15 protein-coding genes are annotated in these 17,873 nt (G+C 43.8%); 11 read left to right on the forward strand and 4 right to left on the reverse strand.

Annotated features, from left to right (window positions below):
* Positions 1-143 precede the first annotated feature (143 nt).
* The 7 genes from CMAQ_RS07655 to CMAQ_RS07680 all read left to right on the forward strand — a co-directional run bounded on the left by CMAQ_RS07655 (position 144) and on the right by CMAQ_RS07680 (position 5,623).
* Positions 144-1,370 (forward strand): hypothetical protein, encoded by a 1,227-nt coding sequence (locus tag CMAQ_RS07655; protein ID WP_048062747.1) that lies wholly within the window; start codon positions 144-146, stop codon positions 1,368-1,370.
* A gap of 297 nt (positions 1,371-1,667) precedes the next feature.
* The gene (locus CMAQ_RS07660) at positions 1,668-1,982 is read left to right on the forward strand and encodes an ArsR/SmtB family transcription factor (RefSeq protein ID WP_012186531.1); all 315 of its coding nucleotides are present in this window, start codon (positions 1,668-1,670) and stop codon (positions 1,980-1,982) included.
* Positions 1,972-2,262 (forward strand): hypothetical protein, encoded by a 291-nt coding sequence (locus tag CMAQ_RS07665; RefSeq protein WP_012186532.1) that lies wholly within the window; start codon positions 1,972-1,974, stop codon positions 2,260-2,262. The genes CMAQ_RS07660 and CMAQ_RS07665 overlap by 11 nt, the downstream gene beginning before the upstream one ends.
* 2 nt (positions 2,263-2,264) lie before the next feature.
* Positions 2,265-3,098, forward strand: a complete 834-nt coding sequence (locus CMAQ_RS07670; protein WP_012186533.1) for a hypothetical protein — start codon at positions 2,265-2,267, stop codon at positions 3,096-3,098.
* A gap of 124 nt (positions 3,099-3,222) precedes the next feature.
* Entirely contained in the window at positions 3,223-4,008 is a 786-nt protein-coding gene (locus CMAQ_RS07675) for a dienelactone hydrolase family protein (RefSeq protein WP_012186534.1), read from the forward strand.
* A 5-nt stretch (positions 4,009-4,013) separates the two neighbouring features.
* A complete protein-coding gene (locus tag CMAQ_RS10950) occupies positions 4,014-4,139 on the forward strand; it encodes a hypothetical protein (protein ID WP_269479080.1) in 126 nt (41 codons plus the stop codon).
* Positions 4,140-4,327: 188 nt separating this feature from the next.
* Positions 4,328-5,623 (forward strand): APC family permease, encoded by a 1,296-nt coding sequence (locus tag CMAQ_RS07680; protein ID WP_012186535.1) that lies wholly within the window; start codon positions 4,328-4,330, stop codon positions 5,621-5,623.
* Between the two features lie 38 nt (positions 5,624-5,661).
* Here CMAQ_RS07680 and CMAQ_RS07685 read toward each other — a convergent pair whose 3' ends face one another.
* Positions 5,662-7,656 carry a hypothetical protein gene (locus tag CMAQ_RS07685; RefSeq protein ID WP_012186536.1) on the reverse strand — a complete coding sequence of 665 codons (1,995 nt, stop codon included), beginning with the start codon at positions 7,654-7,656 and terminating at the stop codon, positions 5,662-5,664.
* Positions 7,657-7,935: 279 nt separating this feature from the next.
* Between CMAQ_RS07685 and CMAQ_RS07690 the strand changes: the two genes are divergently transcribed.
* The 4 genes from CMAQ_RS07690 to CMAQ_RS07705 all read left to right on the forward strand — a co-directional run bounded on the left by CMAQ_RS07690 (position 7,936) and on the right by CMAQ_RS07705 (position 13,201).
* Positions 7,936-10,086, forward strand: coding sequence for an ABC transporter substrate-binding protein (locus CMAQ_RS07690; RefSeq protein ID WP_012186537.1), 2,151 nt, complete (start codon positions 7,936-7,938; stop codon positions 10,084-10,086).
* A gap of 104 nt (positions 10,087-10,190) precedes the next feature.
* Positions 10,191-11,225, forward strand: a complete 1,035-nt coding sequence (locus CMAQ_RS07695; protein ID WP_012186538.1) for a Gfo/Idh/MocA family protein — start codon at positions 10,191-10,193, stop codon at positions 11,223-11,225.
* The gene (locus CMAQ_RS07700) at positions 11,222-12,061 is read left to right on the forward strand and encodes a sugar phosphate isomerase/epimerase family protein (protein ID WP_012186539.1); all 840 of its coding nucleotides are present in this window, start codon (positions 11,222-11,224) and stop codon (positions 12,059-12,061) included. Before CMAQ_RS07695 ends, CMAQ_RS07700 begins: the two co-directional genes overlap by 4 nt.
* A gap of 9 nt (positions 12,062-12,070) precedes the next feature.
* Entirely contained in the window at positions 12,071-13,201 is a 1,131-nt protein-coding gene (locus CMAQ_RS07705; RefSeq protein WP_012186540.1) for a Gfo/Idh/MocA family protein, read from the forward strand.
* On the opposite strand, the gene CMAQ_RS07710 is transcribed toward CMAQ_RS07705, so the two are convergent.
* The 3 genes from CMAQ_RS07710 to CMAQ_RS07720 form a co-directional block, all read right to left on the reverse strand.
* Positions 13,198-14,019, reverse strand: coding sequence for a sugar phosphate isomerase/epimerase family protein (locus tag CMAQ_RS07710; protein WP_048062751.1), 822 nt, complete (start codon positions 14,017-14,019; stop codon positions 13,198-13,200). The genes CMAQ_RS07705 and CMAQ_RS07710 overlap by 4 nt on opposite strands.
* Positions 14,020-14,544: 525 nt before the next feature.
* Positions 14,545-16,359, reverse strand: coding sequence for a CocE/NonD family hydrolase (locus CMAQ_RS07715; RefSeq protein ID WP_012186542.1), 1,815 nt, complete (start codon positions 16,357-16,359; stop codon positions 14,545-14,547).
* Positions 16,360-16,605: 246 nt separating this feature from the next.
* Positions 16,606-17,745: an NRAMP family divalent metal transporter gene (locus CMAQ_RS07720; RefSeq protein ID WP_083755327.1), complete on the reverse strand. Its 1,140-nt coding sequence runs from the start codon at positions 17,743-17,745 to the stop codon at positions 16,606-16,608.
* Positions 17,746-17,873: the final 128 nt, after the last annotated feature.

Consider the following 17,873-nt stretch of genomic DNA (forward strand, 5'->3'; position numbering starts at 1 on the left):
TTAACGTGAATTTTTCACGGGTATTTAGGAAACTTACCATGAATTAGGGGGATTTTGAAGAATGCTTAATTAGCGTTTACGTTACCTAGTACGTGGATTTAGCGTGCATTGGTATCATGAATAAGCCTTAATAAGTCATGTGAATGGATAAGGCTGTGAGTTCAATACCTAGGGTGAGCCTGATCACCATGGTCATGGGGTTGGGATTACTGGTATTTGGTGGTTTACTGGGTATATCCATGCTGTGGCAGGGGCAGGGTATTGGGTTATTGAGGGTACTGCTACCATACACTGACTCCCACTGGTTCATCATGGTTTACGGCTTCTTCCTGGCTTTAATCGGTAATGAAATACTAGTGGTACTTTCCATGGAGTGGAGTGGTAGACCAGCCATACTGGATCTTCAATTATTCTTCCTAATAATGCTGGCTTCATCAATCACACTGCGTATCCTAGGCCTCCACTACCTATCCTACGTATTAACCGCGTTGGCGTTTCTACCATTAGTATTCCACGTTAAGACCACGTACCTGAAGTCATCTATCCTAGGGCTTAAACCAACACTATACAATTACTTGATATTAACCACATTAATCATAACGGTGGGTGTAATTCTCTATGCGGCATACGGGTCATTGAATGGGGTTACAGTGTACGTTCCCATAATGAGCCTAGTCTTCCCAGTGGGCACTATACTGGCTATACTCGTTAGGGACCTGTCACTGATCACGGGTGTCAGGGTTTCAGTACCAGGTTACTATCATGTGTTAATGTACTCGTTAGTAATCATAGGTGTATTATCAATGCCAACACTAGCGTACACGCAGTACTCTATAATACCCGCGTCCCTAATAATAATGGGTTCAATAATGGCGATACTGGGTTCAGGGCTTTTAAGGGCTAAGACCAGTAGGCCTTTATCCATCATTGAGCTTTACACTGCGTTCTCATGGTTAATGGCCTCAGGTACATTAATCATCACTGCTCAATTAACCAATAAGCCCTGGGATTACGTGGATGCCTTCATCCACTCAATAACCCTAGGCTTCCTCTTCAACGTAATATTCGGTGTAGACGTCATACTCACCGACTGGCTCCTGGCATATGGAGGTAGGGGTGGTGCGGTTACCGTGAGGGTGGGTAGGTCAATGCGTAGGTCAATACCAAAGGCACTAATACTACCATACATGCTACTGAATCTCGGTGTAGCCCTGAGGGTAATCTACGACATAGCCCTAATACCATGGGCAGGCGCATTAACCGGTGTGTTAAGTGGCCTTGGTATACTGGCGTTTCTCGGATATAACATGGGGAGGGTAGTAATTAATCAAGCACCCTGGTTAAAACTAAGTAAATTAGAAAGACCCTAACCCCCTTACGCTCCAAGTAACCATTAATTCACCCAGTCCTCCCTAGGCGTATTCAACGTTATCATTAATTCACTTAAAAACATCCCAACAACGTTATGGGTAAGGTATCTTAAATCCTCCTGATAATCACGCGGACTTCTGCATGGCTGTAAGCAGCGATGTTAATCTGACTCCTTCAATAATCTGGCCCCCCAGTCCTGAAGGCAGGGTTCCCCCTTCCTTAACCATCGCTGTTAATGATTTTTATACGGAAATATTTAAATACGTGTAATTTTTTAGTTACACTGATGGAAATGTATGGGAAAAAAGAGACTGGAGGAAATGGCCTCCATAATGGATGGCCTAGGCCATCCGTTGCGGTTAAGGATAATAGCAATACTGGCCATGAATGGCTCGCTTTACCTATCGGATATAGCGAAGAGACTGGGAGTGAGCCGGGCCTTGGCAAAGGTTCACTTGGTGAAGCTGCAGAAGGCAGGCTTGGTGAGAAGCAGCGTGAGATTGATGGATGGAGAGGCAAAGGCATTGAGGTATTACGAATTAGTGGACTTCAATATAACCGTGAATCCCCGCATAATAGTGGAACTGGCGGGTGGTGGAGATGAGCAGTAAATATGACAGGGGCTTCATAGTGGAAACGGCCATAGTGTGGGTTGTTGTGGGGATCAGCGTGGTAGCCATGGTGATGTATGCGGGGATTACGGGCGTGGTCTTTTCCTTCGTGGTTCTGGTGGTGGGCGTCACCTCATGGAGCAGGATAATCAGGTCAAAGGAGGAGTCACACTCAATTGGGCAGGCAAGCGATGTCAGTAAGTCCATTGAGGAATTAAGCGAGCAAATGCAGTTGCTTAACGAGAGGATAAAGGAGCTCGAGAAGGAGCTCCAGGAGTGAATATGAGGCTTGAGACCAAGGCAGTGATATTAGTGCTGGCAGTGGCCGTCGCCTCGCTTCTCCTCAGCATCTTCATAGGCCACGTAATAAGTGGGACGGTATCTATTACGTCTGAATACATCCCCATTAATCACACGCATCATATATATATTAGCGCGGATGATTCGGCAGGTAACTTAACAATCCGCTCCTATGCCGGCCAATCGCTCGAAGTGATTGAGATTAAACGCTCAATTTTATGCCCACCGAACTATTTGCATTACGCCGCCTCAGAGGCCGAGGGCTCGCTTTACCTAAGTATAAGGTCCAGCGAGCAATTCTATTGGTGGCCAAGTTGGCTATGCTCCATTAGCTTAGTTTTACTGATCCCCCGCTCTCAATTCCTTGAATTAATATCTATTAACGGCACCAATGGATTTGTCTCGCTAAATGGAACCAAGATAACGGCGGCTAGGATAGGCCTTGTTAATGGAATGGTTTACCTGGATGACATGAATATATCGAGCCTCCGCATATCCCTGGTCAATGGCGTGGCTCTCCTCATGAATTCCAGCTCTAATGATGCGGCAATATCAATAGTTAATGGCGTTGCCAATCTATCGTTGTCCGGCCATTACGGTAAATACTCCGTTTCAGTTATTAACGGTGTAGTGAACTCCATCGTTCCGGTGAACTCGTCAATATCGATATCCGCTGACAACGGTAAATTAATCATTGAAACCCCAACTGGGATAGAAAAATATGCGGGCGTATCATTATTATATACAGAGGGCCTCGGCTCCCCCTCATTCACGGCCTCCGTGGTCAATGGGGTTATTAACGTGCATGAACATTGAATCCCTTCTCAATTGAGGATCATTAATTCACTTAAAAACATCCCAACAACGTTATGGGTAAGGTATCTTAAATCCCCCTGATAATCAACGGAAGGCTTTTATAGGTCCTTATCGTTATCGGTTTATGATTAATCAAACCAACATCAGCTTCAAATCCTACGACGGCTCAAGTATAAGCGCCTTCCTCGCGTCACCTGAATCCTATAAGTCAGCGGTAATAGTTATTCACGAGATCTTTGGGATAACTGAGTATATTAGGAATGTTGCACGTAGATTAGCCTCACTGGGCTACCTAGCCGTGGCCCCAAACCTATACTCAAGGCGTAGTGATGTATTGAATGAGAGTAATATAGCCAGTGTAATGAGAATGTTCTGGTCAATACCACCGGAGAGGAGGAGTGATCCAAACGCTATCAAGGAGTTGATTAATAGTTTGAGCCCAACTGAGAGGATTATTGCCGAGGAGCTTGTGCTTAATAGGGAGTCCACTGAGGAGCGCATGGTTAAGGATATTGAGGCGACCTTCAACTACATTAAGGAGACTTATAAGCCAATTAAACTTGGGGTAATTGGATTCTGCATGGGTGGTGGCTTAGCCTTCGAATCATTAACAAGACTACCCTTCGATGCAGGAGTCATATACTATGGTAGGGCTCCAAGGAACCTAGACGCCATAGCCAACATTAAGGCTGCGGTACTAGCAATATACGCTGGTAACGATCCGGGAATAAACCAGGGAGTCCCCAGTTTAATTGAGGCCGTGTTTAAGCATGGTTTACGCTTCGAAATGGTAATCTACCCAGGGACAAGACACGCCTTCGCCACTGAGGGTGGCCCAGCATATAATGAGGAGGCTGCTAAGGACGCCTGGGAGAGGACGGTTAACTTCTTCAAGAAGCACCTAGGGTGATCAACGTGGATAAGGATAATGAGGCAAAGGGTAGTGTAGTATTCGACTGCTTCTTAACATGGGTTGAATTACTTGAGGAGGCTGAGAAGAAGCGTGGGGGTAAGCCTCAACGTAACCAAGAATCCAAGTAACCTTGACTCAGCACCAGTATTAAGTTAAAATCATGGCTTGAATTCACTACATGAGTACTGGTGACTAGTCGTTACTTTACTGCTTTATCATTGATTCACCGCATTATTAATGATTCACTTTCCCACGGCAATTAACGGAATTATTCTTAGAAAATTTAAATTGAGTCAGATATTAGGCCTCATAATTAATGAGCGCCAGGGAGGTTTCGTTGAGAAGGGTGCTTAATTTCATGGAGCTGGTGGCATTAGGCTACTCCGACGTATCATCAACATACTACTTCTCACTTGGCGTAATAGCACTATACTCCGGTTCATCATTACCCGTCACCATGATGCTTGGCTCTATTCCACTATGGGTTGCTGGGTTAACGTACAGTGAATTAGCTAAAGTAAGCCCTGAGGTTGGTGGTGCATACTATTACGTGAACCTTGGCCTAGGCCGCTTTGGAGGCTTTATTGCAGGTTGGTTACTTGGCTTTGATCAAATACTAATGATGGCCTACGGCGCCTTAGGGTTCGCGAATTATCTACTAACGGCATTAATTGGGTTAAACCACGGTGGATTCATCATTACGCTTACTTCACTGGCGATTATTTGGTTTCTGGCTATTTTAAACATAATTGGCATTAAGTTATCAGCTAGATTAAACCTAGTACTAGTTATGATCGATATCATTGGTATCTTAATACTAACCACCGCTGGGTTTTATAGATTAATGCATATGCATGAGTCAATTAATGCAGTGAGTCTAAGCATTGCACCAGTGGGTTTAGCATATGCCTTGAGGGGTTACATTGGTATTGATGTAATAGCTCAAGCAGCAGGGGAGGCTATGGAGCCGAGTCGCAATGTACCTAAATCAATAGTAACCATATGCACCCTCTCAACTGTTGTTGCAATACTAGTTTCAACATTAGCCGTCTACACGGGTGGCGTCAAGGTAATGATGATGCATCCTGAAGACCCACTCTCAGCACTTGCAGTGAACCTAATCGGCTTCAATGCGTTGAGCATATACATATCGGTATCCATAGCCCTAGTGATGCTTCTAAGCGTTAACTCCGGGATAGTGGACTTCTCCAGGGGCCTCTATAGGATGAGTATTGATAGACTCCTACACAAATCAATATCAAGTGTTCATTCAAGGTTCAAGACTCCATTTGCATCAATAATAGTGGCTTCAATTACATCATCATTATTCGTAATACCTAACGATGTTGAATTAATAGTAGGCTCATACGGCATAGCCTCACTAGTGGCGTACACATTAGCCTTACTATCACTAATAAGACTTAGGGATAAGTCACCACTAATGGTAATTGGATTAATGGCATTAATTACGGCTATACTGTTAACGCTAATATTCAAACCATACTATGCGATACCAGTGTCACTGTGGTTCGCCATAGGGCTTATACTACTAGCCATGACAAGTAAACGGCTAAGACTAATTAAGTTAACCCCACATAGGCCTCATGAATAAGTGCTAAACTGTATATGCCCAATCCCTTAGGCTAATGCCTACTTGGTGAGAATAATCTTAAACTTAACGGTACCATTACTGAATAAGCTTGCCGGTGGTGGGAAGTATTGGATGAGGAGCATTCTTGTTGTGGCATTGTAAAACCAGCCACTGGGTAGACTGGGTGTGGAGATTAAGTAGTATTGAGTTGGTACATACATTGACTGGCTACTGTACCTATTAATGAGCGTGTTATTCACGTAGACTGTGATGTTAATTGGGTTAAATGGTACGTAAACCTCAAGGTGCGTTATTATACCGTTCGGCGGCATTAACCCAGCTTTAATAATCAACACCACTGATGAATCATTCTCAACAACATTAATACCAGTTACATTAAGGTACTTCCACTCATTTATGGTTAAGCCCGTTGAGTTAAGCATCCTCAACTGCCATAGGTAAGTAGATTCAAGTATACCCGGCACACCCTCGGTGTTTGCGAAATTTGAGAATACATAGAATGGTGGTGGATTGGCGCCAACCTCAATAATGTCATTGAATATTATGTTAATTAATGTTAATGCAATACCTGAATCATTGTATGGTAGATCAGCCTCAAGCCAACCGAACAAGGCCTCACCAGCCTTATACGGTATTGAGTAGTCTATGTTTAGGGGTGGTGATGAAGTAGACTCATACTCATGAATAGTATCCACCTGAGCCCTATAGTACTCATTAAATGCGGCTGCAGCGTTACTGTAACCCATTGAGCCGAGGATCCTTATTAACCAGGCAGTTAACCCAAATCCAGTGGCCCCACCTTTAACAGCATTCAACGTTACAGGTGACTCAACGTAATTTAAGGCTAATTGCCTAATACTCCCATTATAAGGCTCGAGGAGCAGCGCCGCCACTAGGAATGTTGAAACACTCCTAGGGTAGAAGAGACCGTGGGTAACCTCATCCTCCACTATGGGTAACCAGAAGTTTATGAAGCCCTTAGCGAAGTCTAGGACAGTCTCATTGTAAGTCTCCAAGCCAAGTAACACTGAGCCCAATGCAATGTAACCGAAGCTCGCCGGTGTTGATACGTCGGCGTTACTTGGGTAGAGGCCCTTAAGTAGGCTAAGCATCACGTATTGTTGACTACCGTAATCCACGGTGACACCGGCCACGTAGACTTTAACGTAACCATTAGCAACCACTGTTAGGCCACTGGCATTAACCTTAACCATAGTTAAGTTACCCAGTATGAATAATGCAGTATTACCGAAGGGTGAATTATTAGTGAATGAAGCAACACCCACCGCTGAACCATCAAATGACCCGGAACCGCTTATAACTCTAATTAACTCAAGGTTACTTGAATATACGTAAGCATTCAATGCAGGTGGCTTAAATGTTAACGTCAATGAACTACCCTTAAGGGGCTTTATGAGGAAGTAATTAAAATTACCTAAGGTAACCTCAGCGTCACTGAACAATGCATTAACAGTACCATTACCCGTAACCCAAGTGTAACTGCACCCTGATGCACCATTCACCGATGCCAGTGATGCAACGTAATTGAAGCCGAATAACTCCACGCCGAGGGATAATGGGCAGCCACCAAACATGATTATGTTATTCCCATAGTAGCCATTATAGGAGTGGATACTTATTTGAACAATCCTGGCAGGCATCATGTAGCCATACGCCCTAATACCGTATAGGAAGTTGAAGGCTTGGTAAGCCATGGTATAGTTACCCACCACTGATGCTGCTATGAGGATTTTACCAGTATCATCAGCCCAGTAATCATAGTAATCGGTGAAAGTGAAATCCCCACCAAGCAATGCGGGGTAACAAACAAAACCATGGAAACTAGGCCTATAGTATGATTCCAATTGATCCTCAAGAAGCCTAACAATAGGTGTAGTTACATTAGCTTTAACCACAGGTTGCATTTGGTATCGATTAACCTGACTAATGTGGCTAAACACCATGACGTAACTAATAACAGCAATAACACTAATAATAATCACAGCCAGTAAAATATACGTAATCCTAGCCATAGCCTAGAGGATATGATCCACTATTTAAGCATTTTCCAAAATACGGTAATTAATGTGAAAACCATTATTTGAAGTTACTCCAGCATCCTCATGATGCCTTCAATGGGTATTTAATGCCTGTTTCATGATGTGATTTCAGTAATTGACCATTAATCATATAGTCTATTAATACGCCTAGTGGATAATCTGGTGATATCTAATGCTCTTAAATTAAATATGTGAATAAAGCTTATATAGTTATAGTGATTAGTAAGTATTGGTGGTTAGATGGGGAGAATTATGAGTAAGGGTTTAATCACTAAGTTACTGATCCTTAGTATATCAGTACTGGCATTGGTTACAGTATTCTCAAGCTACGTACCATCATTAACCATGGCTCAAACATACAACATCACACCATATAATACAATATACATGTTCGTTACTAGGAGTCCACCGGCAACTGGTTGGAGTACTTATAATCCTAATATTTTTCAAGGTGGCATATGGTGGTATGGTGTTTACCAGCAGTTTTTGGCTGCGGTTAATATAACTACTGGTGAATTTGTACCTCTTCTTGCTGATAATTGGACGATGACAGTGCTACCTAATGGTACCTTAGAAGTCTTAGTGCATCTTAGGCATAGTGGGTGGGATAATGGTATTCCAGTAACCTGCTGGGATGTTTGGGCAACTAATATGCTTCTTGGCCTTGTATCAGCAATGGTTGGTAATGTTACCGTGTTTAATAATTACACGTGCGCATTCATGATACCTAAGGGTTACTATGTACCATTAACCCTACCTGGCGCCCATGAGGCTAACTCATTCATAGCCCTTGAGTGGGGTCAAGGTATTGCCCTTGATTGGCAGGACAGCTACGTATGGGAACCAATAATAAAGACCGCGGCTGCAAACTATAGCTGGATTTGGTTGTACATGTTCGGTAACTCAACCCAGAAGGGTGAGGCTGCTAAGGTCCTCTCAACATTAATCCATGATTACTTAACCTACAAGCCACCCTACACCACTGGTTACTCAAATGGACCATACTACCTATGCGATATTACGCCTGAATACTTCCTACTCTGCAAGAACCCATACTACTATACTGTTAATGAATTCAAGCCCGATTACATTGTTGAATGGCAGTACTCCTCAATGTCTCAAGTTTACGCAGCCTTAGCCACAGGTAAGATTAGCCTATGGTCGACTTGGATCGGCTCAGTATCACCAACAGTAATACCAACAATAACCAGTAACCCGTACATTAAGGCATTATCATTCCCAGCCTTCGGTGGTGATGCCTTGTATTTCAACTTCCTTAATCCTTGGTTGGCTATGCCTCAGGTTAGGCAGGCTATTTACTATGCTGTTAATTGGACTCAATTAGCCCAAGCAGCATACGGTGTAGGCTACACGTACCCATCACCAATGCCTCAAGATGGATTAATGCCCTACTACACTAATTGGCAAAGCATGATAACCAGTTACTTCGCATCACTAGGCCCACAATGGACTATGGTAAATTACACTTATAATGCTTCATTGGCTACTAGCCTACTTGAGAGTGTTGGCTTCACTAAGAAGAATGGTGTATGGTATACACCCAACGGCTCAGAATTCACATTAACACTATACATCGGCTCAAACGCACCACCAGCGCAGTTAACACTGGCAACAGAAATAGCTAATGCATTAACAAGCTTCGGAATACCAACAATAGTAATAACATATCCCTCAGCTGAGGGGCTTACAATAATTAAGCAGGGTAAGTACGACTTATTATTCTCATACTACAGTGACATATATAGGCCAGGCGTACCATACTACTTCCCTGAGGCATTCTACTTCCTAGGTTACCCATTCAACTACAGTCACTGGAATGGTATCGTAACTCTACCTAATGGAACCTCATTCAGCGCACCTGAATGTGGTACCATGTTATCGTTGAATTGCATACTCAGGGTTGCCTGGGCCATAAATCATGATCCATGGTATATTCAGATTGATTGGAATAGTGGTATAGTATTCCTCAATACCCAGTACATCAACTGGCCCATTAATGACACGTCAATTTGGATCGGCACACTACAACACACTACACCAGCATGGACAGTGTTACTGACTCACATATCCTTTAAGCCACCAGTTACTACTACTTCGACTACTACTCCTGTTTCCACTGTTACTTCTACTGCTGTGGTTACTTCTACGACTACTGTTGTTACTTCGACTACTGTGGTTAGTGGTACTACTACGACTTACACAACCACAAGCACTGTACCAGTAACAGCAACAGTAACATCAACAATACCGGTAACAACCACGGCAGTATCAACAGTAACAGTCACTAAACCAGTAATAAGCACAACACTAATAATAGGCATAATAATCATAGTAATCATCATAGTAGCAGCAGTAGCAGCAATAGCATTAAGAAGAAGATAAGCAAAAAACCAAAATCAAAAACAAACAATTTTTTCCATTTATTCTTAAATTTACTTTAACCTATTTTAAGCATAGGCTTTTAAGTATTACGTATTCCTAATTGTATGGGTTCGCAATCCAAGGTTAGGCTTGGTTTCATAGGTGCTGGTAGGCGTGGTAGGGAGCTTATGGCTGCTGCTAAGAATGCTGGGGCTGAGCTTGTTTCGGCTGTGGATGTTAGTGAGGATGCCTTAAGGGAGGTTTCAGGTAGGTTTGGTATTAGGGTTTATAGGGATGTTGATGAAATGCTTAGTAAGGAGAGGCTTAATGCTGTTGTTGTTTCAACACCAGTTAGGCTTCACGTTAATCACGTTGTGAAGGCCCTTGACCACGGCCTTGATGTGCTTGTTGAGAAGCCTGTGACCTTAAGTGTTAATGAGGCTAATGAACTCCTCAGGAGGGTTAAGGCTAGTGGTGGCATTGTGGTTGTTGGATTCCAGAATAGGTACTCTGAGGCGGTTAGGGGGGTTGGGGGTATTATTAATGATTGCCGTGAATCAATGTTCGCTGGTTACTGGTATTGGACTATTCCACCAATACCATGGTTTAGACGTAGGAGTGAGACTGGTGGGCAGATTGTTGAGCAGGTTATACACGTGATTGACTTAGCCAGGTACTTCATGGGTGATGTTAAATCAATCTACGCAGCATACACCGAGGCTGGTAGGGATACTGGTGAGGATAAGGCCTTAGGCTTCGAGAATTGGGCGAGCTATAGTTTAACCATGGTTTTTAAGAATGGTACAGTGGGTTCAATACACAGCACCTACGCCCTATACCCTGAGCTTGGGAGAGAGGTACCGTTGGTTGGTTTTGACGTAATCTGTAGGGAGGAGTTAATTAGGTTCACCGGCTTTAATGAGGCTAGAGTGTATAGGAGGGGTGGGGAGACCCTCACCTTTAAGTCATCAACAGACTCAACGGTTAACATGTTTAAGGCCTTTATTCAAGCAATCCAAACTAGGGATAAGGGGATTGTACCAACAATATACGAGGATGCTTATTGGAGTAATGTAACAGCCTTGGCTGCCAATGAATCAGCACTTACGGGTAGGGTTATTAATATTGATGATTACGCATCACTGGGGGTGAATTCATGAGGATTGCCACGGATCTATGGCATAGGAGGGGTTCCTCATTGGTTGAGGAGCTTAAGCTAATTAAGGAGGCTGGATTCGATGGCGTTGAATTCACCTTCTCGGAGGCTAATGAGGCATTACCCAGTGTATCTGATAGGGGTTACTTGAGGATTGAGTACCTTAATGATGATGTTGAGGTCCTTCGTAAGGCCAGTAACGAGGTTGGTCTCGAGGTTCACTCAATTAGAAGTGGCCTACTGTGGAGGTACCCGTTAACCTCGCTTGATTCGGGAATTAGGGGTAAGGCGATTAGTATTGTTGAGAGGGAGCTTGAGGCATGCCACCGCCTCGGCGCCACTGCCCTACTCATAGTCCCCGGCGTGGTTAATGAGGATACACCCTATGATAAGGCTTATGAATCGGCTAAGAATGCCTTGAGTGCATTGGTTAAGAGGGCTGAGGATCTTGGCGTTAACTTAGCCATTGAGAACGTTTGCAATAACCTCCTCCAAAGCCCCCTGGAGTTCGCAAGGTTTATTGATGAGTTAGCCTCACCAATGATTGGGGCTTACCTGGATATTGGTAATGTAATGGATTGTAGGTTAGGCTACCCTCAGCATTGGATTAAGATACTTGGTGGTAGGATTAAGAGGGTTCACGTTAAGGATTACAGCATTGGCTTAAGGGGTGTTGTGGATTTGTTTAACGGTGATGTTAATTGGCCTGCGGTTATGAAGGCCCTGAGGGATGTTGGGTACGACGGCTACTTAACAGCTGAACTACACCCATTCAATACAGCGTATGAGCTCTACTTCAGGCAGTTAGCCGAGAGAATGAGACTACTCTTAAGGCTTTAGGTGATTAATATGGGTAGGGTTATTGGGGTTGGTTTAATTGGACATGGCTTCATGGGTAGGGCTCACAGCCTCGCCTGGAGGAACATAACCCTATTCACAGACAGTCCACTAACCCCTGTGCTTAAGGCTGTGGCTGGTAGGAGGGAGGATGCTGTTAGGGAGTTTGCGGTTAGGTTTGGGTTTGAGAGGTATTACACTGATTACAGGCTTATGATCAAGGACCCCGGCATTGAGGTTATTGATAATGTTACGCCGAACTACATGCATAAGGAACCAACCATTGAGGCTATTGAGGCCGGTAAGCATGTTATTGTTGAGAAGCCACCGGCCCTTAATGCTGAGGAGGCTTACGAGATGTATAAGGCTGCTGAGAGGGCTGGTGTAGTCAATATGGTTGCCTTCAACTACAGGTTCGTACCAGCCATTGTTTTAGCCAAACAGCTAATAAGCAGTGGGAGGTTGGGTAGGATTTACCACTTCAGGGCATTTTACCTACAGCAGAGTTTAGCAAACCCCAATGCCCCATTAACCTGGAGGCTTAAGCGTGAGTACGCCGGCTTCGGTACATTAGCCGACTTGGGCAGTCACATAATTGACTTAGCCAGGTATTTGATTGGTGAGATCAATGAGGTTAACGGTGTATTATACACATTCAATAGGAGTAGGCTTAATCCAGCCACTGGGCTTAGTGAGGAGGTTAATGTTGATGAGGGGTTCACGGCAATGGTTAAGTTCAGCAACGGGGCCACCGGTATACTTGAGGCCTCTAAGTTGGCTACCGGTCACTTTAATTCACTAATCATTGAGGTTAATGGTAGTGAGGGCTCGATTAGGTTTAACCTGGAGAGGGTTAATGAACTTGAAGTGTACTTAACCAGTGATGGTGAGTTAAGCGGCTTCAGGAGGATTCTAGTTACTCAAAGAACCCACCCATTCATTAGGTTCTGGTGGCCTCCAGGTCATGTGCTTGGTTGGGAGCACACCTTCACCCATGAACTCTACCACTTCCTAACAAGGCTTAATGAGGGTAGGGGTGTTGGCCCTGAGGCCGCTGATTTTAAGGATGGTTGGAGGGTTATGAGTATTATTGAGGCTATAGCTAAATCCTCCAGGGAGGGTGATTGGGTTAATGTTCCTTAATCCTCAAAGAAGCCCCTTAAATTCTCATTATAATACTTAATGAAGAACCTTAAGTCACTTAATGGATCCGACCCAGGGTCCTCGTACTCAACGGTCACCCAGCCGTTGAAGCCATTGCTCTTAAGTATGTTTAGAATCCTAGCAATATCCAGCCTTCCCTTACCAGGCACCTTGAATCTACCAGCCACCTCACCCCAATCCCCAGCTGGCTTAAGGGGTTCTGAGTCATCCTTAAGGTGAATGTAACCAATCCTACCACTCCACTTACCTAGGAAACCATACACGTCAATACCGGTCACCGATAAGTGCCCTATATCAGGGTATAGTTGAAGCCTGGGGTCTGTGAGCTTCATGAGTAGGTTTATTTCATCCTCATTTTGAATAATAGTACCCCAGTGATTATGAACACCAAGCCTAACGTCACCAGCCTCCTCAATAATCCTATTAAGGACTTCAGCCATAGCCTCAACATACCTCTCCCTATTACCCTCAAAAAGCCTAAACCTTGAGGGTGGCCCGATAATAATGTTGCGTGAATTAAGTTTACTTAACCTATCCTTAATCACCCTAAACTCCCTAATTATGAAATCATGCTCCTCCCTCAAGTGGAACTTAGCAGACCAATAAACACCAGCAAGCTCAATATCAAACCTACTCAACCTACGCCCAAACTCCTCAACACCACCAAAGGCAGTTAAGTAAGCCTGATTAACCTCAATACCCCTAAACGGACTCAGGTAAAGCACAGCAATAGCCTCACCAAGACTCATCAACCCACCCCTAACCAAACTAGCACCAACCTGAATACCCAAACGCACACCCAAGGCACAACACCCCAACTTTAAAACATTACCACAACATACAAACACAAAAACACAATAATAAACATAAAAACCATTAACAACATTATGGATAAATAGTGAATATGAGTTAAATAAACAATATAACCAAACAAATACCATTAATCAACAATACTACACAATAATCAACATAGCATAATGAATATAAAGTAGCAACCAAATAACACAATTTAACTATATAGTAAATATATTAAACAATAAACAATGTACATTACCCATGGTTAATAAATAGCCAACTACAATTCAATCCCTCCCGGGAAACACAGGCCAACCACCCTGAGTCAGTTCGGGGGACCTGACTCACAGTAAATGAACGCCCTCATACTGGGTATCATGCCGGTTGCTTCAGTTGGCTTAGTCTTTATTTTTGAAGCATTCATAGTGAAATTACTGATAAGGGTGGATCCATATGTGCTTGTGAATGCTATCATTATGTTTTGGTAATTACTTATTTAGTTTTAAGTATGATGGTTTTCATGCTGCTTATTCCTTGCTCCTTACAGGTAGGACGATGTAGCTATTGGGTCCCAGATGCAGATTGACTACCGTATCCACCATTCTTGGTAGGAAGTATACGCCACCAATTGCAAGACGGCTATACATATCATCCTGGGTCCTTATTATGACACCTATCCTGTGCCCCTTCTGGATGACCCATGTTATCGGCATTAAGTTGATGTCGTACTTCACCTTCTCTCCCTTCGGTACAGGGACTGGATCCTGGACCTTGTGCACTGGAGCCCATGGCTTTGACTTATTTTCATCAATAGCTCTAAAGGAACCCCTGAGCCAGCCCTCTGTCATTAATTGCTTGCTACCGTCTGGGCTTACATCCACTACCGTTATCATCCAGTTTACGTCATCTTGATCAATAGTCGCCTCTAAATGTAAGGCGGTTGGTCCTACTATCTCAGTGTCCTCGGTGAATGGATCCGTGTAGTAGTTTAGTGAGTAGACTGTGGGGTCCTTGAGGGGCATAGGTTGATACAACACGTCAGGTCTTGAATCACTCTCAGGGATAGTGGATAATTTATTCCCCTTCCTTAAGTAGAGGTTAATCCACTTAATATCCTTCGGTGGCCAATCATCCTCAAACTTCCACTTATTCACCCCACCCATGAAGATCTTCACCGGTGGCTCATCCATGATGCCGTTGTCTATTCCCTTCAACCAGTAGTCAAACCACCTTATCATCTCGTATTGCATATGTACGAACGGTCTTGGGAACTCACCAGGGATGAATATGAGGAATTTCTTGTATTTTGAACGGACCTTATTGTAAGCCTCAAATCCAGACCAATACACACGTGCCCCTCCACCCCCTGGGGCAGGAACACCGATGTATATTGGGAGTGTTACCTTATCAAGATTATCATTAACAGGCGTTGGATGAAAAGCTGACATCAGGTAATCAAACAAGATGGGTTCTCTCGGATAAACCAGTGATGATCTAACCTTGGGATGGAACTTAATGTCAGGGTGCTCCAGTAACTCCTTAAGTCTCTTTTCAAATTCATCCTTGGGCAATATTTCTGGAGACATCGGTGGACCCCATTGGCGTACCGGCAACGAGCTATCGTGTATATGGCCACCATGGAATATGCCCGCTAGAGCAAGGTCTATCATCCCTGTAAATGGATCCGCAGGAGGATAGAATGAACCAATCGGGAACAGTGCAACTAAATGCGGTGGGGGATTATTGGTTGCAATCATGTATTGTGAAAGGGAGTAGGAGCTGGGGCCAATCATCCCCACCTTCCCGTTGCACCAAGGCTGCTGTGCAACCCATTCTATGAGGTCGTAAATATCCTCAGGCTTGTGGAGGTCTATCAGAGTACGCGGAGGCCCCCCTTCAGATTTTCCTATCCCTCTTGGATCCGGTATCACGTAAACATACCCCCTGGAGACGAAGTACTCTATGTCTCCTGCCTCAAGGCTTCCATCCCACCAAGGACTCGTGTAATATGGTTGAGGAAGGTCTTTAAGCCATAGCACTGTTTCCTGGTTGTCCTTACCCCACATTCCCCATGCAACTAAGCAAGGAAACTTCTCGCCCTCCGCGTCCGGCAGATAGATATCGACAGCAAGATGCACCCCATCCCGCATCTTTACCATAATATCCTTCAGAATCTTCATCCTGTATTTTGGCGGAGAAACCTCCTCTTTAACTATCACGGGGTAACCATCGAAAAGTCTACCCTTTATCTGCGCGTTAGGCGGCAACTTTTCGGGTTCTAGGCTGAATTGATTCGGAGCAATTTTTATTTCATCAGCCTTGAAAACAGACACAATCGACATTACCTCACCTAAATCCTAACACTCTGTGCTTTCTTATAAACCCTGTGCTATTATTAATTCTCTCATGTTAATGCCATTTCACAGTAAACGGACTTGCATGTCACATTATTGACCAATTTTAATTTTTAATTATCAGCATTATAATTAAGCTAAGTACTCATGCAAGCCATTAAGACTTAACCAGTAAGTCCCTGAACCTTAATAATGCTTTCCTGAAGAGTGAGCAGGGTAGGTTCCTACTTTACTTCATGGTAAGGGATAGGTGTTAAGGATTCCTACTACTCCCCCAGTCAGTATCATGCTTATTGTTGTGAAGTAGATTATTGTTCTTAGCCTAGTGTAGGCGTATTGACCCATTATCCTCCTATTACTGATTAGTATTCCAATTAGGGTTGCTGGTATTGCTATAACTATTGGTGCCAGGGATAGTAGTGTTAGGGCGAAGTTAAGTAGTGTTGAGTAATTATTAAGCATTAGTGAAACTATGATCACCGCTGGTACTGATTCAGCGGCATAGATTTTAATTGTGTTTTCGTAATTATTCTTACCCAGGGCCTCCAGTAAACCCCAGGCGCTGCTTAGGGATACCACCACTAGTGTTAGGAATCCTGCACTAACTAGGGCTAACCCAAACATGTAGTGGACTTTACCTAGGCTACTCAGTAACTGTATTGGGTCTGTTGGATCAACTCTACCTATTGATGAGCCTATGATTTCAGCGAACACTATTATTAACTCGGTTACAATAGCACCCATTAGCGTCTCCATGGTGATCCACTTATTCTTCTCATGAATACTCACCCTTATTCCCGGATTCGCATACTTCATTGCCGTTGCTGAGGATTGGTACACTAGCATGCATGGGGGAGTAACCACAGCACCTATGTTGACTGCCAGGAAGAAGAGGAAGCTCCTTGATGTTGAGAAGTAGAATAAGTCACTACCAGTGAAGTATAGTTTCGGCTCAACTATGATTAACGTTGAGGTAATTAGTAGTAGGGAGATTATGATTAAGTACCTCTCAGTGACCTCATACTTCCTCGTCAACACGATGATTATGTGCAGTGTGAAGAAGGTGAGTAATCCGATAAGCGGGTTAATGCCGATTAAGTAACTCCCAATGGCAATCCCAACGTACTCGGCTAGGTATGTGAAGAAGTCCACTAGGAATATTGGAACTATGGAGACTAGGGAAACCCTCCTGGAGTAATACTCCCTGATGAGTTCACCAACACCCTTACCGGTTATAGCCCCCAGTCTCCCAGCAGCCTCCTGTATTATGAATATTGGGATTGATAACAATAGGACAAACCACATTAACCTATACCCATAAACCTCACCAGTGGATAAACCACCCAGTATGCTGGCTGCATCAGCATCAGCCATTAAAGCCACCCATGCTGGCCCAAAAAGCCTAATTGCATCCCTTATGCTCAATCTAAATCACTACGATACGTAACCACTATGAATTTTAAGGTTTCAGGCATAGTTCAAACCCAGGTGACTACCCTAAA

The organism is Caldivirga maquilingensis IC-167, assembly GCF_000018305.1.
Lineage (GTDB): Archaea > Thermoproteota > Thermoprotei > Thermoproteales > Thermocladiaceae > Caldivirga > Caldivirga maquilingensis.